Raw genomic sequence first — 21968 nt, 5'->3', positions numbered from 1 at the left:
AGCAGTGCCGCCTGAACCGGTGCGGGCCGGCCGGATGCTCGGAACACTCAGAACACGGACAGGCCGGTGAGAGTCGTGAACCGGTCCAGGGCCGCCACCCCGGCCACCGAGTTCCCGCGCTCGTCCAGCCCCGGGCTCCACACGCACAGCGTGCAGCGGCCGGGGACGACCGCGATGATGCCGCCGCCGACGCCGCTCTTGCCGGGCAGCCCGACGCGGTAGGCGAAGTCACCGGCCGCGTCGTAGGTGCCGCAGGTCAGCATCACGGCGTTGACCTGCTTGGCCTGGCTGCGGGTGAGCAGCCGGGTGCCGTCGGCGCGGATGCCGTGCCGGGCGAGGAACGTGGTGGCGAGGGCCAGGTCGGCGCAGGAGGCGGCGACGGAGCACTGCCGGAAGTACTGGTCGAGCAGCACCGGCACGTCGTTGTCGATGTTGCGGTACGACGCCATGAAGTGGGCGAGGGCCGCGTTCCGGTCGCCGTGCGCGTTCTCCGAGGCGGCGACCTCCTTGTCGAAGTCCAGCGAGGGATTGCCGCTCTCGGTGCGCAGGAAGGCCAGCAGTTCCCCGGCCGCGTCCCCGGTACGGGTCTGGAGGCGGTCGGTCACGACCAGCGCGCCCGCGTTGATGAAAGGATTCCGCGGGATGCCGTTCTCGTACTCCAGCTGCACCAGCGAGTTGAACGGGTTGCCGGAGGGCTCGCGGCCCACGTGCTCCCAGAGTTCGTCGCCCTCGCGGGCCAGGTCCAGGGCGAGCGTGAAGACCTTGGTGAGGGACTGCGTGGAGAAGGGCTGCCGCCAGTCCCCCACCCCGTACACCGTGCCGTCCAGCTCGGCGACGGCCATGCCGAAGCTGCGGGGATCGCGGGCCGCGAGGGCCGGGATGTAGTCGGCGGGGCGCCCGCGGCCGGGCGTGCGTTCTATCTCCTCGGCGATGCGCTCCAGGACCGGCAGGAAGGTGAGGGACGACGTCGTTGTCATGATCACCATTGTGCCTCCGGCCGTCCTGGGGCGTAACCGCAGCAACGTGTCCGCAGGTCAGGCGGCGGGTGCCCCGCTGCCCGCGACGATCTCGGGACGCAGCAGGTCGGCCAGCCGCTCGGCGGGCAACAGGCCCTTCTCCAGGACTAGTTCGGCCACGCCCCGGCCGGTGGCGAGGGCCTCCTTGGCGATGTCGGTGGCGGCCGTGTACCCGATGTGCGGGTTGAGCGCGGTGACCAGGCCGATGGAGTTCTCGACGGTCGCGCGCAGCACCTCGGTGTTGGCGGTGATGCCGTTCACGCAGCGCTCGGCGAGGGTGAGGCAGGCGTTCCGCAGGTGCGTGATCGACTCGGACAGGGAGTGCAGGATGATCGGCTCGAAGGCGTTGAGCTGGAGCTGTCCGGCCTCCGCCGCCATGGTGATGGCGACGTCGTTGCCGATCACCTCGAAGGCGACCTGGTTGACGACCTCGGGGACGACGGGGTTGACCTTGCCCGGCATGATCGACGAACCGGCCTGCACCGGCGGCAGGTTGATCTCGCCCAGGCCCGCGCGCGGCCCCGAGGACAGCAGACGCAGGTCGTTGCAGCTCTTGGAGAGCTTGACCGCGATCCGCTTGAGCACGCCGGACATCTGGACGAAGGCACCGCAGTCCTGGGTGGCCTCGACCAGGTTGGCCGCGGTGACCAGGGGCAGTCCGGTGATGGCGGCGAGGTGCCGGCGGGCTGCCTCGGCGTATCCGGCCGGGGCGTTGAGGCCCGTACCGATGGCCGTGGCCCCCAGGTTGATCTCGTGGATCAGCTCGACGGCCTCGGCGAGCCGGCTGCGGTCCTCGTCCAGCATCACGGCGAACGTCGAGAACTCCTGGCCGAGGGTCATCGGCACCGCGTCCTGCAGCTGGGTGCGGCCCATCTTCAGCACGTCGCGGAACTCGACGGCCTTGCGCGCGAAGGCGTCCTGCAGGACGGCCATCGCCTTCAGCAGGCCGCGCACCGCGAACACGGTCGCGATCTTGACGGCGGTCGGGTAGACGTCGTTCGTCGACTGGCCGAGGTTGACGTCCTCGTTGGGATGCAGGTGCGCGTACCGGCCCTTGTCGTGTCCGAGCAGTTCCAGCGCGCGGTTCGCCACGACCTCGTTGGCGTTCATGTTGGTGGACGTGCCCGCGCCGCCCTGGATGACGTCCACGACGAACTGGTCGTGCAGCCTGCCGTCCCGGATCTCCCGGCAGGCGGCGACGATCGCGGCCGCCTTCCGGGGCTCCAGCAGGCCCAGCTCCTCGTTCGCGAGGGCGGCGGCCTCCTTGACGGCGGCCAGGGCGTCGATCAGATGCGGGTAGGCGGAGATGGGGGTGCCGGTGATGGGGAAGTTCTCCGTCGCGCGCAGGGTGTGCACACCCCAGTACGCGTCGACGGGAACGTCACGGTCACCGAGCAGGTCGTGTTCGCTGCGGGTGGTGGCGGCGGTCATGAGGTGGGGTCCTCTTTCTGAGGTACGGAGGTGGGAGCAGGGGCCCGGGGAACTGCGCGATCGACCACGAAGGGCCCGCAGACCGGCGACGACCCGCGGTCCCCCGACGGCCTGCTGCGAGGCGCTACGCGCAAGCGGTGAGCGGCACCGGGTCCAGGGCGCGCACCGGCTGCACGCAGCCCACCGGCTCCCCACCACCCAGCAGCGGCTCACCCGCGAACTCCGTGAGCAGGTCCGGGTCGACGCCCGCGCGGGCGAGCGCAGCCGCCGCGACAGGGATCCGCGCCCGGTTCGCCCCGTCGGCGATCTTGACCGCGATCGCCCGGCCGTCGGGCAGCGCGGCCACCTGGACGCCCTCGAAGCCGTCCTTGGCGAGCAGGCCCGGGACGGCCCGCATCAGCGCGGCCACGTCGCGCCCCGAGCCGGAGGCCATCTCGGCGTGCTCGCGCATCGCGTCGGCGACGCGGGCCTCGGGCGTGCCCGGCGCGGCGGAGACGATCCGGGAGACCGCGCGGGCGAGGCCGTGCAGGGAGACGGAGAACAGGGGCGCGCCGCAGCCGTCCACCGTCACCCGGGCCACCCGCTGTCCGGTCAGGTCCTCGGCGATCTCGGCGACCGCCTGCTGGAGCGGGTGCGCCGGATCCAGGTAGTCCTCCAGGGACCAGCCGTTGAGCCTGGCGGTCCACAGCATCGCCGCGTGCTTGCCGGAGCAGTTCTGCGCGAGGCGGGAGGGCAGCCGGCCCTCCCGGACCCAGGCGTCCCGCACGACCGGGTCGAACGGCATGTCGGGCACGTTGCGCAGGTCGTCCTCGGTGAGCCCGGCGAGTTCGAGGATCCGCCGGGTGCCGGCGAGGTGGCGTTCCTCGCCGGAGTGGCTCGCGGCGGCCAGCGAGAGCAGCTCACCGTCGAGCGGCAGCCCGGCCCGCAGCATGGCCACGGCCTGGACGGGCTTGAGCGCCGAGCGTGGGTAGAACGCGGCCTCGATGTCGCCGAGCTGGAACCGGACCTGGCCGTCGGCGCCGAGGACGACGACGGAGCCGTAGTGGATGCCCTCGACGACCCCACCGCGGATGAGGTGGGCCACGGGGGCGTGGAGCGGTTCGCGGATCAGGGGTGCGTCCGCGGGGGAACTGCTGTACATCACTGCCTGCTTGTCGGGGAGTGCCGCGCGGGTCACGCGTCGGATCCGGTGGTGGACTTGCGCGATATGCGGCCGCGGATGCCGTACCAGCCCGCGACCAGCGCCGTGGCGATCAGCGGCAGGAACAGCACGGTGGTGCGTCCGGCGCCGCCGTCGGCGTACATGAGGACCAGGACGGAGGCGAGGAACGCCAGCGTCACGACTTCGGTCCAGGGGGAGCCCGGCAGCCGGTAGGACGGCCGGGTCAGTTCGCCCCTCTGGGTCTTCCGCCAGAAGAGCAGGTGACAGAGCATGATCATGCCCCAGGTGGCGAGGATGCCGATCGCCGCGAAGTTGAGGACGATCTCGAAGGCGTCCGCCGGGACGACGAAGTTCAGGCCGACGCCGAGGACACAGATACCGCTGGTGAGCAGGATTCCGCCGTACGGGACCTGGCTGCGGCTCATCCGCGCGGTGAACTTCGGGGCCGAGCCGCTCACCGCCATGGAGCGCAGGATGCGGCCGGTGGAGTACAGACCGGAGTTGAGCGAGGACATGGCCGCGGTGAGCACGACCAGGTTCATCACGCCGCCCGCCGCCGGGACACCGATGTTCGACAGGACCGTCACGAAGGGGCTCTCGCCGGCGCTGTACTTGTTCCAGGGCAGGAGCATCGAGAGCAGGACGACCGAGCCGACGTAGAACAGGCCCACGCGCCACATGATCGAGTTGATCGCCTTCGGCATGATCTTCTCGGGGCTCTCGGTCTCACCGGCGGCGACGCCGACCAGCTCGACGGAGGCGTAGGCGAAGACGACGCCCTGGATGATCAGCAGCATGGGCAGCAGGCCGTTGGGGAAGATGCCGCCGCTGTCGGTGATCAGGGACGGGCCGGGGGTGCGGCCGTCGACCGGGTGCTGCGTGACCAGCAGGAAGATGCCGATGCACATGAAGACCACCAGCGCGCTGACCTTCACGATCGCGAACCAGAACTCCAGTTCACCGAAGATCTTCACCGAGATCAGGTTCACCGTGAGGACCACGGCCAGGGCTGTCAGCGCGATCACCCACTGCGGGATGTCGGAGAACATGCCCCAGTAGTGGGTGTACGTGGCCACCGCCGTGATGTCGGCGATCCCGGTGGTCGCCCAGTTGAGGAAGTACATCCAGCCCGCGGTGTACGCGCCCTTCTCGCCCATGAACTCCCGGGCGTACGACACGAAGGCGCCGGAGGAGGGGCGGTACAGGACGAGTTCGCCGAGGGCACGGACGACGAGGAAGGCGAAGACGCCGCAGACGGCGTACGCGACGAACAGGGAGGGTCCGGCCTCGGCGAGCCTGCCGCCCGCGCCGAGGAAGAGGCCGGTGCCGATGGCTCCGCCGATGGCGATCATGTTGACGTGGCGGTGTTTGAGGCTCTTGCTGTAGCCCGCGTCCCCGGCGTCGACGTGGTCGGCGACATGGCCTGACGGGGGGCGCGTCTCGTCCTTGAGGTGCTGTTCGCTCACGCCTCGGGTCCGCCTTCCGTGGGGTGGTCCGTGCGCCCGGAGCGCACGATGTCGGTGAGGGTGGTCTCGACGCGGTCGAGGTGGTGGCTCATCGCCTCGACGGCGTCGTGCTCGGAACCGTCCGTCAGCGCCTCGACGATCGCCCGGTGCTCACGGTTGGACTGCTCGCGGCGCCCGCCCAGCTCGTTGAGGAAGGCCGACTGACGCGCCAGTGCGTCGCGGATCTCCTCGATGACCCGGCGGAAGACCGGGTTCTGGGCGGCCTCGGCCACGGCGAGGTGGAAGAGGGTGTCCATGGCGACCCACGCGGTGGTGTCCGTCTCCCGCTCCATGCGGTCCAGCAGGTGGGCCAGGTGGTCCAGGTTCTCCGGGGTCCGGCGCGCGGCCGCGTAGCCGGCGACCGGGACCTCGATGTGGCGGCGCACCTCGAGCAGGTCGCTGGCCGCGTAGTCGCCGAAGGTGGGGTCCTCGACGGCGCTCGCGACGACGAAGGTGCCCTTGCCGGTCCGGGAGACCGTCAGGCCCATCGTCTGCAGCGCGCGCAGCGCCTCGCGGAGCACGGGCCGGGAGACCTCGAGGGTGCGGCACAGCTCGGCCTCGGAGGGGAGCTTGTCGCCGATCGCGTACTCGCCGCGTTCGATGGCACCGCGGAGGTGGCCGAGAACCGCTTCCATGGCGCTGACGCGCCGCGGAGCCGGGCCACCTGTCTGGCTGTCTGACAGGTTCACGGAGCGATCCTGCGGGTTGCCGGTGGAAACTGTCAAGACAAGCCGGTAAGGAAACATTCACGGGGTGCGGCGCCTGAATGCAGGCATCCGCACCCCGTGGGTGATCAGCGAGTTCGCTCAGCCGGCGAGCGTGCCGGTGGCCAGCAGGCCGAGGAGCGCCACACCGATGACGATCCGGTAGATCACGAACGCGTTGAAGGAGTGCTTGGCGACGAACTTCAGCAGCCAGGCGATGGAGGCGTACGCGACCACGAAGGAGACGATCGTGCCGACCGCGAGCGGCGCGGCGCCGACGCCCGCCCCGAGGGCGTCCTTGAGCTCGTAGATGCCGGCGCCGGTCAGGGCCGGGATGCCGAGGAAGAACGACAGACGGGTGGCCGCGACCCGGTCCAGGTCCAGGATGAGCGCGGTGGACATGGTGGCGCCGGAGCGGGAGAAGCCGGGGAAGAGCAGGGCGAGGATCTGCGAGCAGCCGACCAGCATCGCGTCCTTGAACGAGGTGTCGTCCTCGCCGCGCTTGTGCCGGCCCATCTGGTCGGCCGCCCACATCACGCCGGAGCCGACGATCAGGGAGGCCGCGACCACCCAGAGCGAGGCGAGCGGGCCGTCGATCAGATCCTTGGCGGCCAGGCCCACCAGCACGATCGGGACCGTCGCGGCGATCACCCACCAGGCGAACTTGTAATCGTGGTGGTAGCGCTCCTCGCGGTTGGTCAGACCGCGGAACCAGGCGGAGACGATCCGCTTGATGTCCTTGAAGAAGTACACGAGCACGGCGGCGATGGCGCCGACCTGGATGACGGCGGAGAACCCGACGACGGACTTGTCGTCGACGGGGATGTCCATGAGCCCCTCGGCGATCTTGAGGTGGCCGGTGGAGGACACGGGGAGGAACTCGGTCACCCCCTCGACTACTCCGAGGACGACGGCTTGACCGACGGAGATGGCGCTCATGGGATCCAATACTGAGGATAGTTGGTCGACAGTGCTGTAGACAGTACTCACTATGCCCGGGCGTGCACGAAGCGCCTAGGCCCACAGCAGGCCGGCGAGTGAAACCCCGGCAAAGGCCGCCGCCAGACCCACTGCCACGCTCGCGACGACGTTGAGGGCAGCGTAGAGGCCGGCGCCGGCCTCGGTCAGCCGCAGGGTCTCGTAGGAGAAGGTGGAGTACGTCGTCAGGGCCCCGCACAGTCCCGTGCCGAGCAGCAGCTGCAGGTTCGGACCTGCGGCTCCGGCCAGGGCGGCACCGGTGATCAGGCCCAGGATCAGGCAGCCGGTGACGTTCACCACGAAGGTGCCCCAGGGGAAGAGCGAGTCGTGTCTGGCCTGGACGGCCCGGTCGGTGAGATAGCGCAGAGGCGCGCCGACCATGGCCCCCAGGACGACGAGCAGCCAGTTCACAACGACTTCTTACCCTTCGGATCCGCTTCGTCCGGAGCGGGCGTACGGCCCACGTACCGGATGACCTCGCAACTCTCCAGGGTCACCAGTCCCTCGCCGACCAGCTCGTCCAGCTGCGGCAGGAACGCCCGGACCCGCTCCTCGGTGTCCACCACGACGATCGCCACGGGCAGGTCCTCGCTCAGGGACAGCAGCCGGGAGGTGTGGATCAGGGAGGAGGCGCCGAAGCCCTCGATGCCCCGGAAGACGCTGGCCCCGGCGAGTCCGGCGGTGTGCGCGCGGTGCACGATCTCGGAGTACAGGGGCTTGTGGTGCCAGGTGTCGCTCTCGCCGATGTAGACGGTCAGTCTGAGGGCGCGGCCGCCGAGTGCCGTCATCGCTGCCTCCGGGTGAGCACCAGGCGGGCGGCCACCGAGGCCAGCCACACCGCCGCGAGGGCCGCGAGCAGGGTCGCGGCGAGGTAGGCAAGGCCGGTGCGGGGATGGCCCGTGCCGAACAGTCTGCGGATGTCGACGGCATAGGTGGAGAAGGTGGTGAAGCCGCCGAGCACGCCGGTCCCGAAGAAGGGCCGGACCAGGCGGTGGGCGGCCCACACGTCGGTGATCAGCACCATGAACACGCCGATGACGGCGCAGCCGGCGACGTTGGTCCAGAAGGTCGCCCAGGGGAAGCCGCCGGGCGGCGTGGGCAGGGCCAGTGTGAGCGAGTAGCGGGCCACGGCTCCGAGGGCACCGCCCACGGCGACCACCGCGACGACGGGGCCCTGAGCGCGCCACTCGAGCCGCCGCGGGCGTGCCGGGCGGGTGCGGAGGCTCTCTGCTTCCGGGGCTGTCATGGTCTTGCGTCTCCTGTCAGGCCTGCCCCGACGGGTGATCACGGCCGCCCACCAGCGTACCGCCCGGTCAGCGGGCCGAGGGCAGCACGCAGACCGCGACGCCGGGTTCCCAGAGACTGCCGAGGACCAGGTGCCCGTCGGCCCGGCAGACGCTGGTGACCATGCGGAAGCCCGAGCGGCGGCGGGTGAGGTGGTGGACGGTTCCGCCGTGGTCGTCGAGGGCCATCACGCCGATCGTGCCGCCCGGGCGGAAGGGGACGTGCACGGCCGCCCGGGCAGCGGCGCGCCGGACGGCGGGCGGGGTCCGGTGCAGCAGATCGAGCGGCGGGACGCGCGGCCCCGCGAGGGCCACCCAGATCGGACCGCCGGGCCGCTCGCGCCACAGGTTGTCGGGCATCCCGGGGAGATCCGCGAAGGGCTCGGCGTGTCCGGCGCGCGGGCCGGTGAGGTGGTAGCGGGTGAGGCGGCAGGCGCCGGTCTCGGCGATCACCAGGAAGGAGCCGTCGGCGCTGGGGGCGAGGCCGTTGGCGAACTGCAGCCCCTCCAGGAGGACTTCGGGGGTGCCGCTGCCGGGCGCGAGGCGGAGCAGCCGTCCGGTGCCGGTGTGCTCCACGATGTCGCCGATCCAGTGCTCCAGGGGATGGCGCCGGCTGGAGACGGTGAAGTACACGCTGCCGTCGTCCAGGGCGACGGCGTTGCTGCAGAACCGCAGCCGCTCCCCCGCCACCGAGTCGGCCAGGACCGTCACGCCGCCGCCGGGCTCCACGCGCAGCAGGCCGCGTTCCGCGTCGCACACCAACAGGGCGCCGTCCGGGAGGAGTTCCAGGCCGAGAGGACGGCCGCCGGTCTTCGCGAGCGTCTCGACCCGGGCCGTGTCGGGGTCCGCGAGATGGCGCAGGCGCAGGATGCGGCCGTCCTCCGTCCCGGTGAGGACGCTGCCGTCGGGGTCGGCCACCACGTCCTCGGGGCCGCGGCCGCCGAGCGCGACGTGGTGGAGGGGTACGAGTGCGGTCGTCACAGGTGTCTGCCCTTCGCCGTCCGAGCGGTCCGTCCTCGCGGCCGGCCGCATCCCGACGAGGCCGTATCGAAGCAGGCCGTGATCGCTTTCACCAGCCCTTCTCGAACATCCGGGCCACCTCGGCGATGCGGATCTCGTCGCGCCGATAGTAGGTCCGGCAGCGGATCCGGCGGGTGCGCAGCAGGCCCATGCGGGTGAGGAGGTCTAGGTGGACGAGTGCGGCCCGGCGTGACACACCGAGCTTGGCGGCGACGGCCCGCGCGGTGACACCGGTGTCGGCGGGGTCGCCGGGGCAGGGGCCGGGGAAGTGGGCCGCCGGGTCCTTCAGCCAGTGCAGGATGTCCTGCCGCGTGTGTCCCGAGGGAGTCCTCAACATCCGTCTCGCCTCCGTCCCGGCCTCCTGCGTGCGCCGTGTTCCCACTGTGTCGCAGCCGACGCCGTCGCGTCCGGGACTCGGCGACCCTTGTCCGGTACCGAACGGGAGTACGACCGGGGAAGGTTGTACCGCCCGGCCCGGAGGAGACCGGAAGAAGCCGGAAACCAGGGGAAGGGCCCGGCCGTCCCCTTACGGCCGGGCCCCGTCGGTGGTGGTTCAGCGGTGGCCGAACCACGTCATGGAGGAGAGCGCCCTGTCGTCGTAGCCGAACAGTGCCTGGTTCTCCCAGCCGTTGCCCGAGGTGGCGTCGGTGGGGTCCCAGCCGATGCCGGTGACGGTGGTCCAGGTCGCCTCCCGGGTGGGGGTTCCTCCGGAGGGGCCGGAGGAGACCCCTGCGCCCGCGGCTCTCGTGGCACGCGCGGACGGAGGGGAAGCCTGCTCAGCCGTCGAGCCGTACGACCCGTACGGCCCCCGCCGGGACCGGCAGGCGGCCCGCGCGGCGCGCTCGCCCGTCAGCAACTCGGTGCCGGGCGACACCAGCGGCACCCTGGCGTCGGTGGCGGTGTGGTTGATGGCGAAGAGGTCGCTGCCCGACTCCCCGCCGCGGCGCACCACCTCGACGTCGCGGGGCAGGTCGGCGCGCGGGGCGATCCCGGCGTCGTCGGCGGCCCGGCCGACGAGCGCGTCCAGGCCATGGGCGTCGAGCGCGTCCAGGCCATGGGCGTCGAGGCGGGTGGAGACGTACCAGGCGGTGCCCTCGCCGAGCCGGTGCCGGGTGACGGCGGGACGGCCCGCCGGGAGCCCGCCGGCGTAACCGCCGGTAGTCGAGCGCCTGGCCCGGGTTGCCGACGGTCGGGGTGGCACGGGGCGGGTTGATCTGCTCGAGGTCGGTGTAGTGCTGGCCCCAGAAGGCGGTGCCCCAGGCCTCGTTGACGGCTTCCACTGCGCCGTGGGTGCCGGAGAGCCGGCGGCGGAAGTGGGCGGCGCAGGAGTCGCAGTAGCAGGCCGAGACGGGGACGCCGTACTCGTTGTGCACGTGCCACATGGCCAGCGCCGGGTGGTCGCCGTAGCGCTCGGCGAGCCTGGTGGTGATGTTCGCTGCGGCCGCGCGGCCGCATCAGCAACGAGATGGTGCGGGTGCTGCTCGCCCAGATCGGCGGCGAGGACCCGGCCGCGGTGATCCTGCCGACGGAGCCGGTGCGCCGCGCCTCCACGTGAGCCGGGTCCTCGGTCGCCCGCGGCGCCGAGGTGGCGGTCGTGCGGCCCCGGCTCGGCGAGGATGCGGGCAGAGGGGCTGCGCGACGAGTGGCGGCAGCGCGGCGGAGCCCGCAACCGGTCAGGATCGGAGAAGCCACCGCGGGCTCCGCGGTCCTAGCGTGAGAGCACCGACGAGGAACCCTCGTCGGGCCACGCATCGAAGGAGTGAGTCCCATGACCGCCGGCCTGCAGACGATCATCTACCCCGTCAAGGACCTGGAGAAGGCCAAGCCGCTGTTCACCGCTCTGCTGGGCGTCGAGCCGTACGCCGACGAGCCCTACTACGTCGGTTTCAAGGCCGAGGGGCAGGACGTCGGTCTCGACCCGAACGGGCACGCACAGGGCATGACCGGACCGGTGCCGTTCTGGCACGTCACCGATCTCCGGGAGCGGCTGGCGGCCCTGCTCCAGGCCGGCGCCGAGCTGCTGCAGGACGTGCGGGACGTCGGCAACGGCCGGCTGATCGCCTCCGTGAAGGACCCCGACGGCAACCTGGTGGGGCTCCTCCAGGACCCGGCGGTCTGAGGCCCGTACGTCCCCTTGCATCCGCACTAGTTGCACACTCAACGATTGGCCGAATCGGTGCTACGGTGCGGGTATGGCAGTCAAGACGGCCGACGCCCGGCTCGAGGAACGCTGGCGGGACATCCTCTCGGTGCACGCGCGCACCATGTGCGAGATCGACCGCGCCCTGCACCCGCACGGGCTGGGCGCCAGCGACTTCGAGGTGCTGGACATCCTCGCCTCCGAGTCGCCCGGGCAGGGGGACCAGTGCCGGGTGCAGAACCTGGTCGGACGGGTCCATCTCAGCCAGAGCGCGCTGTCCCGGCTGATAGGCCGCCTGGAGAAGGAGGGCCTGGTCGAACGCTCGGTGTGCGCGGAGGACCGGCGCGGGGTCTGGGTCGCGCTCACCAGCAGGGGCCGCGACCTGTACGCCGAGGTACTGCCGCTGCAGCGGGCCGTGCTGGAGCGGATGCTGGCCGAGGGGGCCGGCTAGAGCGTCAGCTCCGCGCCGTCCGGCAGGACCTCCACCCCGTGCTCGGCCACGCGCGCGCGTGCCGGGGAGCCGGGGTCGAGCAGCGGGTTGGTGTTGTTGAGGTGGGTGTAGATCCGGCGCGGACCGGGATGGCGGGCCAGGGCCTCGAGTGAGCCGAGGGTACCGGTGACCGGCAGATGCCCCATGGTCGCCTGCCCGGCACCGGTGCGCACCGCCGTGCCCATCTCGTCGGCCGCGAAGAAGGTGCCGTCCAGCAGCACGCAGTCGGCCGACACGCACAGTTCGTCCAGCACCGGGGTCCAGGCGCCGACGCAGGGCGCGTACACCAGCACTCCCCCACTGGCCAGGTCCTCGACGCGGTACGCCGTCACCCACGGGCCGCCGGGCTCGGGTGCCTGGGCCGGCACGTACTTCGGGATCTTGGTGCCCACCCGGTGGGCCGTGACGACCAGCCCGCCGGCCAGTACGAACCCGCCGTCGGCCAGGCTGTCGGCCCACTCCCAGGGGGCGTAGCGGTCCAGGGCCGCGCGGGCGGGGGCGAGGACGGCACGCACCGGTGGGGCCGCGTAGACCTTCAGGCCGGCCGCCCCGCGCAGCTCGGACAGGCCGGTGACGTGGTCGGCCTCCGCGTCGGTGAGCAGCACCCCGCGCAGCGGGGTGTCCCGTGGCCCGGGACCTGGCCACAGGGCGGGGGTGGCGATGAGCTGGGTACGCAGGTCGGGCGAGGCGTTGAGCAGCCACCAGTCGCGGCCGTTGCCACTGACGGCGGCGCACTCCTGGGTGCGGGAGGGCAGTTCGCCCTTCCGGGCCGCCGCGCACAGCGCGCAGGCGCAGTTCCACTGCGGGAAGCCGCCACCGGCGGCGGTGCCCAGCAGGACGATCCTCACGGCCATCGGCTCCTTCACAGGCACGGGACCTCTCGCTGGGATCTTCCCAGCGGAGGGCGGGGTGACTACTCGGAGACGGGGGGCAGTTCCGGCCGACCTGAGACGGGCCGCCGGTCCGCCGGCCGCTGTGGCGGAATCGGTTCGCCGGGGAAGTCGCGGGGGCCGGTCCACAGCCCGGGTACGGCGTCGCAGCGGCGGCACAGCTCATAGGCGATCGCCTCGTAGTTGACCCGCCAGCCCCGAAAGTGCGGCCAGGCCTCCTGCGGGCTGCGTTCCGCCCGGAAGCCGGCGGCCCCCATCATGGCCACCGCCTCCTCGAACTCGGCGAAGGCGAGCTGGATCGGACTGCCCGGAGAGGGGTCGGGGTCGAAGGGGATGCGCAGCGCGCGGGCGATGTCGCGCAGTGCGCTGAATCCGGCGCGCAGCACCAGACGGGCCTCCGGCGGGGCGACGCGCGGGTCCAGCGCGAGCTGCAGGGCGGCCGCGTCCATGACGGAGACGAGCCCGACCAGCCAGCTGCGGTGCGCGCGCGGGGAGCGGAAGGTCAGCAGGATCGGGTACGTGGAGTGGCTCTCGCCCATGTCGGAGGCCAGGCGCTCCCAGGCCCGGTACAGCTGGGGCAGCGCGGTCTCTGTGTCGACCAGCCACTGCCGGGCGAGGATCTCCGGTCCCCAGGCGGGCTCGCCGGCCCGCGCCTGGAGCAGGGTGACCTCCAGTTCGCGGCGGTTGTAGGCGCCGTAGAGCGTGGGCAGGTAGGCGATCTGGAGGGCGATCAGGACGGGACCTGTGGCCGCGGCGAGGAAGTCGAGCACGGACAGTTTCAGCCGGGCGCCGCTCGCGAAGCCGAGCGTGAAGAGACTGGAGCCGGCCTCACGGAAGGCGGTCGCCCAGGACAGCGGGGACACCGCGTACAGCAGGAGGCCGAAGCCCAGCAGGGCCCCGCCGAGCCAGGTGGCGAGCATGCCGATCAGCATCAGCGGGGCGAGCCAGGTCTGGACCCGGTCGATGGCGTCGTAGCCGCCGCGCAGGGCGGTCACCCTGAGGAGCCTGCGCAGCAGCCACCACAGCCGGAACACCAGCGCCGAGTAGAGGCCTCTCGGCACCACCAGGGTGCGCAGGATGCTGCTGAGGACCAGTACGAGGACCAGTCCGCCGGCTACGCCGGAGATCCATTCCATGGGGGCATTTTGTCGCCTGCGGAGCCCGGATTCCGCTTGGTGCGCCTCACCGCGCCAGCAGGGTTCGCACCCCCTGTGAGGTCAGCGTCAGGCCGTGGTCCGAGCTGCCGTCTATCGCCAGGGAGAGATCGTCGTCGGGCCACTGGGAGGCCAGTGCGCCGAGCGGGATCAGGCGGTAGCGGGAGACGAATGGCAGCAGGTCGGCCATCGTCCCCTCGGAGGTGAACACCGGGACGACCGGATCGCCGCCGGCCTGTTCCAGGACGGGCAGGGCGACAGTCGAGGACTCGGCGCCGTCCCCGTCCAGCGCGTCGTCCGGCACCGGGACGAGCACGTCGCTGTGGGCGAGGGTGTCCAGGGCGGCCTGGTCCTCGGCGTTCACGGCCAGCGCGTCCAGCGCCTGCTGGGCCGGCGTCGGAAGTTCGTCGTGTGCGGGTGTCTCCATGGCAGATCCCCAGGTTGCGGCGGTCGTACGGCCACGCTCGGGCGGTCGCCCGGGCGTGCTCCCGCCTCGCGTACCCGGTGGAGCAGGGGGCATGCGTGAGGATTCCGGGGAGGGCCGGTGCTCCTGGCCCCGGTGTCGGAGCGGATCCGTCCGGGTGCCGAGCGTGCCCGGCGCGAGGACGCGTCGAGGGCGGCCGCGGCCGGTGCGGTGGCGGGGCCCGGCGCGCTCACGGCGCCGGACGGCGGCCTCGTCGTGGCTCCGAAGCGAGTCAGCCGAAGGTGAGGGTCAGCTGGAAGTGGTCGGGGTCGAGCAGGGTGTCGGCGTGCTCGACGAAGGCGCCGTCGGCCGCCCGGCTGGTGCGTCGTGTGTGCAGGAACCAGTCCCCCGGCGGCCTGCGCAGCGGCTTCGCCTCGTGGGCGTCGATCCGCCGGCCGCATACCCGCTGTTCGCCGTGGTCGGGCCGCAGCCCGGCCCGCCGCAGCGCCTCGGTGAGCGAGTCCTCGCCGAGCCCCCGTGCGGGCAGTTCCCGGATCCCCGGCACGGGCGGCAGGAAGCTGCGTTCGTACGCCACCACGATGCCGTCCGCCGCCAGCTCCCGGGTCCGCTCCACGCACACGAACGCGTCCTGTTCCAGGCCGAGTTCGCCGGCCAGCCCGCCGTCGCGCGTCTCGCGCACGGCGAGGGTGCGTACCCGGGTCCCGAGGCCCTGCCGGGCCACGGGGCGGGCCCAGCCGAGCCGGTCGTCCGGGGGGCGGCCGTCGAAGAGGACGTAGGAGCCCTTTCCGGTCCGGGTGGTGATCAGGCCCTCCTCGGACAGTTCGGCGAGTGCCGCACGAACGGTCGTACGGCTGACGCCGAACCGCTGGGCGAGGGCGTGTTCGCCGGGCAGCCGCTCTCCGGCGGGGCGGTGGCCGCCGCGGATCTCCCGGGCGAGGATCCGGCTGATCTTCTGGTGCTTGAGGGGAACCCCGGTCATGGCCGGGTCCGAGCGAGCACGTCGTCGACGGTGGTGACCCGGACGAGCGGCCGGTAGAGGTCCAGCACCTGCAGGGCCCGGACGTGGGAGTCGTCGTCCACGCCCGCGCAGGCGTCCGCCACCACCAGTACCTCGGTGCCGGCGTCGGCCGCGGCGAGGGCGGTGGACAGTACGCAGCAGTCGGTGCTGACGCCGGCCAGGACCAGAGGGCGGTCCGGGCCCACATGGCCGGCGAGTTCGGGGGTCCATTTGCCGAAGGTGGTGGTGTTCACGACGCGGGTGTCCCGGTCGGCGAACTCGTCGGTCAGCCGCCACAGTCCGGCGTCCGGGGGCTGGAGGGCGAACGGCCACCGGGCGTAGTAGGAACGCCAGGCCCCGGTGGGCTTCTCGGGTGCCAGGAAGCGGGTGAAGACGACGCGGTCGCCGAAGGCCGGCAGCAGGCGCCGTACGCCCGCGGCCGCGTCCGCGTACCGGGGGGTGGCCCAGGGACTCCCGGGGTCGGCGAAGACGCGCTGCATGTCGATGACGGCCAGCAGGCCGGGCACGGTGGTCGTGGGGGTCATGCGCTGTACACCCCCTCGTTCGGTGCGGGGCTCGGCGCCCGAGCCTCCTGCCGGCGCACCCGGCCCCGGCCCAGCAGCAGCGTGCCGAGGAAGGCGAGCGCGAGGGCGACGAGGACACCGAGGTTGGCGTACGCCCAGGCGCCGGACTTGCCGCCGAGCCCGAACGGCTCCAGGAGATAGCCCTGCCACGTCAGCCAGCTCGCCGCCGTGTTGGTGACCAGGCCCCAGCCGACGGCGGTGGCTCCGAGGGTGAGCAGCAGCGGCAGCAGTGGTACGTCGCCGTAGCGCCCGTGCGGGCGGTACAGGTCGCCCTCGTCGTAGTCGCGCCGGCGCAGCGCCAGGTCGGCGAGCATGACGCCGCACCAGGCGGCGATGGGCACGCCGAGCGTGGTGAGGAAGCCCATGAACTGGCCGAGGAAGGTGCCGGCGAAGAACACGATGTAGACGGCGCCGGCGATCATCAGAGCGCCGTCGAGGAGCGCGGCCAGGTAGCGGGGCACGCGCAGGCCGGCGGAGAGCAGGGCCAGTCCGGAGGAGTAGATGTCGAGGACGGCGCCGCCGACCAGGCCGAGGACCGCGACCACCGCGAAGGGCACCAGGAACCAGGTGGGCAGGATCGTGGTCAGCGCGCCGATCGGGTCGGCCGCGATCGCCCTGCTCAGCTGCTCGGAGGAGCCGGCCAGCAGCAGGCCGAAGACCAGCAGGAGCAGCGGGGCCGCGGAGGCGCCGAAGGTGGTCCAGCCGATCACGCCCCGGCTGGACGAGCCGCGGGGCAGATAGCGGGAGTAGTCGGCGGCGGCGTTGACCCAGCCGAGCCCGAAGCCGGTCATCATGAACACCAGCGCGCCGATGAACTCCTGGGCGGAGCCCGCCGGGATCGCGCCGACCGTGCTCCAGTGGATGTGGTCGGCGACCAGGCCGACGTAGACGACGGTGAGCACGCCCGTGATCACGGTGATCCAGGTCTGCAGGCGCATGATCAGGTCGAAGCCCATGACACCGCCGACCACGGTGAGCGCGGCGACCACCATCAGGGCGACCACTTTGGTGCCCGTGCCGCCGCCCCAGCCCAGCCGGCCGAAGACGGTGGCGGTGGCCATGGTGGCGAGTGCGGTGAGGACGGTCTCCCAGCCGACGGTGAGCATCCAGGAGATCACGGACGGCAGCCGGTTGCCCCGGACGCCGTACGCGGCGCGGCTGAGGACCATCGTGGGCGCCGAGCCGCGCTTGCCCGCGACCGCGATGAAGCCGCACAGCAGGAAGGAGACGACGATGCCGATCACTCCGGCGGCCAGGGCCTGCCGGAAGGAGATGCCGAAGCCGAGGGCGAAGGCGCCGTAACTCAGGCCCAGCACGGAGACGTTGGCCCCGAACCAGGGCCAGAACAGCATGCGCGGGGTGCCCTTGCGCTCCGCGTCCCCGATCACGTCGAGTCCGTGCGTCTCCAGCTGGATCCGGCGGCCGCCGGTTCTGCCGTCGAGGGGCTCCTGCGGATGCGTCATCGCCGACCTACCTGTCCAGACGTGTCCGGTCGTGGGGAAGCTAGGCCGGTGCCCGGGGAGCGTCAAGGGCGGGCGCCGCCCGGGGCACCGGCCGCCCGCCACCGCCTCAGCGGCCGAACTCCTCCTGGATCGGGGTCCTGGGCTCCTCGCGCAGATGCTGGGACAGCCCCGGCTTGCCGCCGTGCCGTGCCTGTTCCGCCCGCTGTGCGGCGGTGAGGTCGAGCTCGGAGTCGGGGTCCGCACGGACCGACCGGGCCACGTCCTCGCGGCCGGCGTACCGCTCGGCGGGGATGCCGCGCAGGGCCTTCACCACTTCTTCCGGCGCGCCCGCGTCCCGCGCCGCCGTGACCAGCCGCTCCTTGTCGGCCGGGTACGTGACGTCCTTGAGCGCGGCCAGCACCTCGGGGACGCTGGTGTGTGCCATGGGGGTCTCCTCCTCGGGTCCGCTCGCTCGTCGTCGGCGCGACCGGAGGCGGCCCCGTGGACGTCGCGCCGGTCGTCACCGGTTACCGCCGGGGGCGTCCTCGGAGTCGTCGCCCTCGGCCCGGGACGGGGTGTGCTCGCTCATCCGGGTGACTCCACGGCGGTCGCATGCCTGTGCCGGAGTCACCGAGTACCCGTCCGGGACGAGTCCCACCACAACGGGAAAGGGGTTGCATCCAAGCGCATCTCGCACCTTGGGAAGGAGGAGTTCCAGAACCCCGGGCCGGTGTCAGGCCGAGGTCCGCAGCGTCGCTCCGAGGCGTTCGAAGGCGGTGGGACGCGGCCGGTCCGCCAGGAAGTCACGGATGCGCAGGGCGCACTCCTGGGGGGACAGCAGGCTCGTGTCCACGTCGAGGTCGTGCAGTCCGTGGGAGTGCACGTGGTCGTACTGCAGGGCGGCCAGTCCCACCTGCCGGTCACCGCGCTCGCGCTCACGGCGTTCCAGCTCGGGCAGGGGGCAGCGGACCCCGATCAGGACCGTGTCCTCGGGCACGAGCAGGTCGAGGAGGTCCAGCAGGCGCCAGCGGCGGCTGAGCGGATGGTCCACGACCAGGTCGTTGCCGCCCGCGGCCATCCCCGCGACCGCGCGGTGGAAGCCCTTGGCGGTGCGGTCGATCTCGGCCTGGAGGTACTCGTCGGCGATGGGGTGGTCGCAGCGCATCGCGTGGAACGCGTCGACGGGCATGTGGAACCAGGTCCCGTCGAGCAGCTCCAGCAGGGCCCTGGCGATGCTGGACTTGCCCGAGCTGGACGTGCCGTTGAGCACGATGACCGTGCCCCCGGCCGGGGTGTCGGGGATGCGTGCGTGATCCGGGTCGGCCGTGGCCGGTGCCGCCTCGCTCGCCATGCTGTGGTCCTTCCGTCCGCACGCGTCCCGACCTGCCGTGGTTTCCGCGATCATCGCACAGGGTGGCGGCGCAACCCGTCGCATTTTCAGGGCGGTTGAGGAGTCACCCGACTGTTCCGCGCACCTTGGGCCGCACACAACTCCCGTGTCTCGTACGGCCCTTGACGCGATTGGTTCAGACCTCCTAGGTTCCAGTCGTCGTCCGGTCACCCCGCTCCCCCGTCGGCCCCGACCGGCGACCTCCACTGCTGACACGAGCTGCCCGGCAAGGAGCGGTCATGCGCAACCGGAAGTCCCTGGCCAAGGTCCTCCTCGGCGCGCTCGGCGCGATGACGTTCGTCGTGGCGGTCCCGGCCAGCGCCCACGCGAACGTCCTGCGGCTGCTGCCGCAGAACGCCGACGGGCTGGAGCAGACCTTCTCGCCCGCCTACGACTACGACGGCGACGGCTGCTACGCGACCGCGGCCATCGGAGCCGACGGCACCCTCAACCCCGGCCTGAAGCTGGGCGGCGACGTCAACGGCCACTGCCACGACTACGCCCAACTGGCCAACGCCAACACCTACTCGCGCGAGAAGTGCGACAACGGCTGGTGCGCATTGATGTACGCCAGCTACTTCGAGAAGGACCAGGCGACGCTCGGCCCGGCGGCCGTCGGCCACACCCACGACTGGGAGCACGTCGTGGTGTGGATCAACGACAACACGGTCCAGTACGTGTCGGTGTCCCAGCACAGCGGCTACGAGGTGGCCGCCCGCTCCGCGGTCCGCTTCGACGGCACGCACCCGAAGATCGTCTACCACAAGGACGGGGTGTCCACCCATGACTTCCGCTTCGCGGGCGCCAACGACGAGCCCCCGGAGAACGTGACCGGCGGCTGGTTCCACCCCCGCCTGGTGGGCTGGAACGGCTACCCCGCCGGCTACCGCGACAAGCTGCTGAGCGCCGACTTCGGTGCGGCCACCATCAAGATCAAGGACGGCGACTTCGCATACGCCCTGGCGCACTCCGTGCCGCCCGGCATCCCCTTCGATCCCAACGCGTGACGCGCGCCGGGGCGCGGCCTGCTGCACGAGCACGAGGTCGCCCCGTTCACCGCCGACGGCCCGCCGCGCACGTCCCCGGCGGCGCCCCGGCCTGTCGAAAGCGCCTCCCATCAGCGCGTACGCTGCTTTCCGTGCCACAGTCCCGCCTGCGCCGCGTCGCCGTTCTCGTGCTCGAGGGTGCGAAGCCGCTCGACGTCGGCATTCCCGCGCAGGTCTTCACGACCCGCGCGAGCATGCCGTACGAGGTACGGGTCTGCGGCGCCACGCCCGGTCTCGTCACCGGCGGCGACGGGCTGTCGTACCACGCCGCCCACGGCCTGGACGCGCTCGCGTGGGCGGACATCGTCTTCATCCCTGGCTACCGGTTCCCGGACCGCGACGACCCGCCGCCGGCCGTCGTGGACGCGCTGGTCGCCGCCCACCACCGCGGCGCGCGGCTCGCCGCGATCTCCACGGGCGCGTTCGCGCTCGCGGCCACGGGCCTGCTCGACGGCAGGCGCGCCACGACGCACTGGCACTACGCCCGGGCGCTGGCGGCGAAGCATCCGCTCGTCCGGGTCGACGAGAACGTGCTGTTCGTCGACGAGGGCAGCGTGCTGACGTCGGCCGGCGCCGCGTCGGGCATCGACCTGTGCCTGCACATCCTGCGCGGCGACCTCGGCGTGGCCGCCTCCAACCACGCGGCCCGGCGCCTGGTCGCCGCCCCGTACCGCAGCGGCGGCCAGGCGCAGTACGTGCCGCGCAGCGTGCCCGAGCCGCTCGGCGAGCGGTTCGCGGCCACCCGCGAGTGGGCGCTGCACCGGCTCGGCGAGCCGCTCGGCCTCGAGGCGCTCGCCCGGCACGCGGGGGTGTCGGCGCGGACGTTCTCACGGCGCTTCGCCGAGGACACCGGGTACACGCCCATGCAGTGGGTCATGCGCGCCCGCATCGACATGGCCCGTGAGCTGCTGGAACGTTCGGAGCGGAGCGTCGAGCAGATCGCCACGGACGTCGGTCTCGGCACCGGCGCCAATCTGCGGCTGCACTTCCAGCGCATCCTCGGCACCACACCGAGCGAGTACCGGCGCACCTTCGCCCAGGGCGAGTAGCCCGCGGGCCGGCGCGACGGGCGAGTGGCCCGCAAGGCTGGCGCGACGGGCGAGTGGCCCGCAAGGCTGGCGCGATCCTTTCGAACCATGGCGATCCCGCCGCTGTCCCGTACGGACGCGGCACGCGAACCTGGTGGCGAAACCGAAGGGACACCATTCATGACGCGTATCGCCATCAACGGATTCGGCCGCATCGGACGCAATGTGCTGCGCGCCCTGCTCGAACGCGACAGCGACCTCGAGGTCGTCGCCGTGAACGACCTCACCGAGCCCGCCACCCTCGCGCGGCTCCTCGCCTACGACACGACGGCCGGCCGGCTCGGCCGCCCGGTGACCGTCGACGGAGACGTCCTCGTCGTCGACGGCCGTCGCATCAAGGTGCTCGCCGAGCGCGAACCGGCACAGCTGCCGTGGGCCGAACTCGGCGTGGACATCGCTCTCGAGGCGACCGGCCGCTTCACCTCGGCCAAGGCCGCTCGCGCCCACCTCGACGCCGGTGCGAAGAAGGTGCTCGTCAGCGCGCCGTCGGACGGTGCCGACGTCACGCTGGCGTTCGGGGTCAACAGCGACACGTACGACCCGGCCCTGCACACGATCGTCTCGAACGCCTCGTGCACCACCAACGCGCTCGCCCCGCTGGCCGCGGTGCTCGACGAACTCGCCGGGATCGAGCACGGGTTCATGACGACGGTGCACGCCTACACGCAGGAGCAGAACCTGCAGGACGGTCCGCACCGCGACGCCCGTCGCGCCCGCGCCGCCGCGGTCAACATCGTGCCGACCACGACGGGTGCCGCGAAGGCGATCGGCCTGGTGCTGCCGAACCTCGACGGCAAGCTGTCGGGCGACTCGATCCGGGTGCCGGTTCCGGTGGGCTCGATCGTCGAGCTCAACACGACCGTCGCCCGCGACGTGACACGCGAGGACGTGCTGGCGGCGTACCGGGCCGCGGCCGAGGGGCCGCTCGCCGGTGTCCTGGAGTACTCGGACGACCCGCTGGTGTCGGCCGACATCACGGGCAACCCGGCCTCCTCGATCTTCGACTCGGCCCTCACCCGCGTCGACGGCCGCCACGTCAAGGTGGTCGCCTGGTACGACAACGAGTGGGGCTTCTCCAACCGCGTGATCGACACGCTGGAACTGCTCGGCAACCGCTGACCACGGCAGGGGGGCGGGGGGCCGGAGTCGGGGGAAGCCCCCGGACACGACCTTACCGTTTTTTCTCCCCGTTTTTTGGCGGCCTGGTTGCGGTATACGACGGGG

At 72.1% G+C, this 21968-nt stretch carries 24 protein-coding genes and 2 pseudogenes; 6 read left to right on the top strand and 20 right to left on the bottom strand.

Features of this window, described 5'->3' with window-relative positions; genetic code table 11:
- Positions 1-47: 47 nt before the first annotated feature.
- The 12 genes and pseudogenes from AC07CM_RS10355 to AC07CM_RS10300 form a co-directional block, all read right to left on the bottom strand.
- Positions 48-986, bottom strand: coding sequence for a glutaminase (locus AC07CM_RS10355; protein ID WP_478875924.1), 939 nt, complete (start codon positions 984-986; stop codon positions 48-50).
- 48 nt (positions 987-1034) lie between these two features.
- Entirely contained in the window at positions 1035-2447 is a 1413-nt protein-coding gene (aspA, locus tag AC07CM_RS10350) for an aspartate ammonia-lyase (protein ID WP_478875923.1), read from the bottom strand.
- 124 nt (positions 2448-2571) lie between these two features.
- Complete coding sequence (locus AC07CM_RS10345) at positions 2572-3588, bottom strand: asparaginase (RefSeq protein ID WP_478876128.1); 1017 nt, start codon at positions 3586-3588, stop codon at positions 2572-2574.
- A 32-nt stretch (positions 3589-3620) separates the two neighbouring features.
- A complete protein-coding gene (locus tag AC07CM_RS10340; RefSeq protein WP_478875922.1) occupies positions 3621-5075 on the bottom strand; it encodes an amino acid permease in 1455 nt (484 codons plus the stop codon).
- On the bottom strand, positions 5072-5749 hold the full coding sequence (locus AC07CM_RS10335; RefSeq protein ID WP_478876127.1) for a FadR/GntR family transcriptional regulator: 678 nt from the start codon (positions 5747-5749) through the stop codon (positions 5072-5074). Before AC07CM_RS10335 ends, AC07CM_RS10340 begins: the two co-directional genes overlap by 4 nt.
- Before the next feature lie 171 nt (positions 5750-5920).
- Positions 5921-6757: an undecaprenyl-diphosphate phosphatase gene (locus AC07CM_RS10330; protein WP_478875921.1), complete on the bottom strand. Its 837-nt coding sequence runs from the start codon at positions 6755-6757 to the stop codon at positions 5921-5923.
- A gap of 75 nt (positions 6758-6832) precedes the next feature.
- The gene (crcB, locus tag AC07CM_RS10325; RefSeq protein ID WP_478875920.1) at positions 6833-7207 is read right to left on the bottom strand and encodes a fluoride efflux transporter CrcB; all 375 of its coding nucleotides are present in this window, start codon (positions 7205-7207) and stop codon (positions 6833-6835) included.
- Positions 7204-7584 (bottom strand): DUF190 domain-containing protein, encoded by a 381-nt coding sequence (locus tag AC07CM_RS10320; protein ID WP_478875919.1) that lies wholly within the window; start codon positions 7582-7584, stop codon positions 7204-7206. The genes crcB (AC07CM_RS10325) and AC07CM_RS10320 overlap by 4 nt, the downstream gene beginning before the upstream one ends.
- On the bottom strand, positions 7581-8042 hold the full coding sequence (gene crcB / locus AC07CM_RS10315) for a fluoride efflux transporter CrcB (RefSeq protein ID WP_478875918.1): 462 nt from the start codon (positions 8040-8042) through the stop codon (positions 7581-7583). The genes AC07CM_RS10320 and crcB (AC07CM_RS10315) overlap by 4 nt, the downstream gene beginning before the upstream one ends.
- Positions 8043-8109: 67 nt before the next feature.
- Entirely contained in the window at positions 8110-9111 is a 1002-nt protein-coding gene (locus AC07CM_RS10310) for an SMP-30/gluconolactonase/LRE family protein (protein ID WP_478875917.1), read from the bottom strand.
- A 37-nt stretch (positions 9112-9148) separates the two neighbouring features.
- Positions 9149-9436 (bottom strand): helix-turn-helix domain-containing protein, encoded by a 288-nt coding sequence (locus AC07CM_RS10305; protein WP_478875916.1) that lies wholly within the window; start codon positions 9434-9436, stop codon positions 9149-9151.
- A 439-nt stretch (positions 9437-9875) separates the two neighbouring features.
- Positions 9876-10547 (bottom strand): annotated as a pseudogene (locus AC07CM_RS10300) (beta-galactosidase); the annotation flags it as partial.
- Here AC07CM_RS10300 and AC07CM_RS10295 point away from each other — a divergent pair.
- From AC07CM_RS10295 to AC07CM_RS10285, 3 genes and pseudogenes are all read left to right on the top strand, one after another.
- Positions 10538-10654 (top strand): annotated as a pseudogene (locus tag AC07CM_RS10295) (LacI family transcriptional regulator); the annotation flags it as partial. The pseudogenes AC07CM_RS10300 and AC07CM_RS10295 sit on opposite strands and share 10 nt — an antisense overlap.
- Positions 10655-10867: 213 nt before the next feature.
- Positions 10868-11218 (top strand): VOC family protein, encoded by a 351-nt coding sequence (locus AC07CM_RS10290; protein WP_478875915.1) that lies wholly within the window; start codon positions 10868-10870, stop codon positions 11216-11218.
- Positions 11219-11291: 73 nt separating this feature from the next.
- On the top strand, positions 11292-11690 hold the full coding sequence (locus tag AC07CM_RS10285; protein WP_478875914.1) for a MarR family winged helix-turn-helix transcriptional regulator: 399 nt from the start codon (positions 11292-11294) through the stop codon (positions 11688-11690).
- On the opposite strand, the gene pqqB is transcribed toward AC07CM_RS10285, so the two are convergent.
- The 8 genes from pqqB to AC07CM_RS10245 all read right to left on the bottom strand — a co-directional run bounded on the left by pqqB (position 11687) and on the right by AC07CM_RS10245 (position 18571).
- Positions 11687-12583, bottom strand: coding sequence for a pyrroloquinoline quinone biosynthesis protein PqqB (pqqB, locus tag AC07CM_RS10280; RefSeq protein WP_478875913.1), 897 nt, complete (start codon positions 12581-12583; stop codon positions 11687-11689). The two genes, AC07CM_RS10285 and pqqB, sit on opposite strands and share 4 nt — an antisense overlap.
- Positions 12584-12642: 59 nt before the next feature.
- Positions 12643-13755, bottom strand: a complete 1113-nt coding sequence (locus AC07CM_RS10275) for a hypothetical protein (protein WP_478875912.1) — start codon at positions 13753-13755, stop codon at positions 12643-12645.
- Between the two features lie 46 nt (positions 13756-13801).
- On the bottom strand, positions 13802-14200 hold the full coding sequence (locus AC07CM_RS10270; RefSeq protein ID WP_478875911.1) for an SseB family protein: 399 nt from the start codon (positions 14198-14200) through the stop codon (positions 13802-13804).
- Between the two features lie 268 nt (positions 14201-14468).
- The gene (locus tag AC07CM_RS10265) at positions 14469-15176 is read right to left on the bottom strand and encodes a GntR family transcriptional regulator (RefSeq protein ID WP_478875910.1); all 708 of its coding nucleotides are present in this window, start codon (positions 15174-15176) and stop codon (positions 14469-14471) included.
- The gene (locus AC07CM_RS10260) at positions 15173-15739 is read right to left on the bottom strand and encodes a cysteine hydrolase family protein (RefSeq protein ID WP_478875909.1); all 567 of its coding nucleotides are present in this window, start codon (positions 15737-15739) and stop codon (positions 15173-15175) included. Before AC07CM_RS10260 ends, AC07CM_RS10265 begins: the two co-directional genes overlap by 4 nt.
- On the bottom strand, positions 15736-17241 hold the full coding sequence (locus AC07CM_RS10255) for a purine-cytosine permease family protein (RefSeq protein ID WP_478875908.1): 1506 nt from the start codon (positions 17239-17241) through the stop codon (positions 15736-15738). The genes AC07CM_RS10260 and AC07CM_RS10255 overlap by 4 nt, the downstream gene beginning before the upstream one ends.
- Positions 17242-17347: 106 nt before the next feature.
- Positions 17348-17665, bottom strand: a complete 318-nt coding sequence (locus tag AC07CM_RS10250; RefSeq protein ID WP_478875907.1) for a DUF2795 domain-containing protein — start codon at positions 17663-17665, stop codon at positions 17348-17350.
- A gap of 288 nt (positions 17666-17953) precedes the next feature.
- The gene (locus AC07CM_RS10245; protein ID WP_478875906.1) at positions 17954-18571 is read right to left on the bottom strand and encodes a phosphotransferase-like protein; all 618 of its coding nucleotides are present in this window, start codon (positions 18569-18571) and stop codon (positions 17954-17956) included.
- A gap of 278 nt (positions 18572-18849) precedes the next feature.
- Between AC07CM_RS10245 and AC07CM_RS10240 the strand changes: the two genes are divergently transcribed.
- The 3 genes from AC07CM_RS10240 to gap all read left to right on the top strand — a co-directional run bounded on the left by AC07CM_RS10240 (position 18850) and on the right by gap (position 21863).
- The gene (locus tag AC07CM_RS10240; RefSeq protein WP_478875905.1) at positions 18850-19617 is read left to right on the top strand and encodes an NPP1 family protein; all 768 of its coding nucleotides are present in this window, start codon (positions 18850-18852) and stop codon (positions 19615-19617) included.
- A 131-nt stretch (positions 19618-19748) separates the two neighbouring features.
- Positions 19749-20705 carry a GlxA family transcriptional regulator gene (locus tag AC07CM_RS10235; RefSeq protein WP_478875904.1) on the top strand — a complete coding sequence of 319 codons (957 nt, stop codon included), beginning with the start codon at positions 19749-19751 and terminating at the stop codon, positions 20703-20705.
- Between the two features lie 159 nt (positions 20706-20864).
- Positions 20865-21863 carry a type I glyceraldehyde-3-phosphate dehydrogenase gene (gene gap, locus AC07CM_RS10230; protein ID WP_478875903.1) on the top strand — a complete coding sequence of 333 codons (999 nt, stop codon included), beginning with the start codon at positions 20865-20867 and terminating at the stop codon, positions 21861-21863.
- Positions 21864-21968: the final 105 nt, after the last annotated feature.

Source organism: Streptomyces sp. NPDC044061 (genome assembly GCF_056434305.1).
Note: the sequence above shows the minus strand (reverse complement) of the source record. Positions and strands in the feature narration are given on the sequence as shown.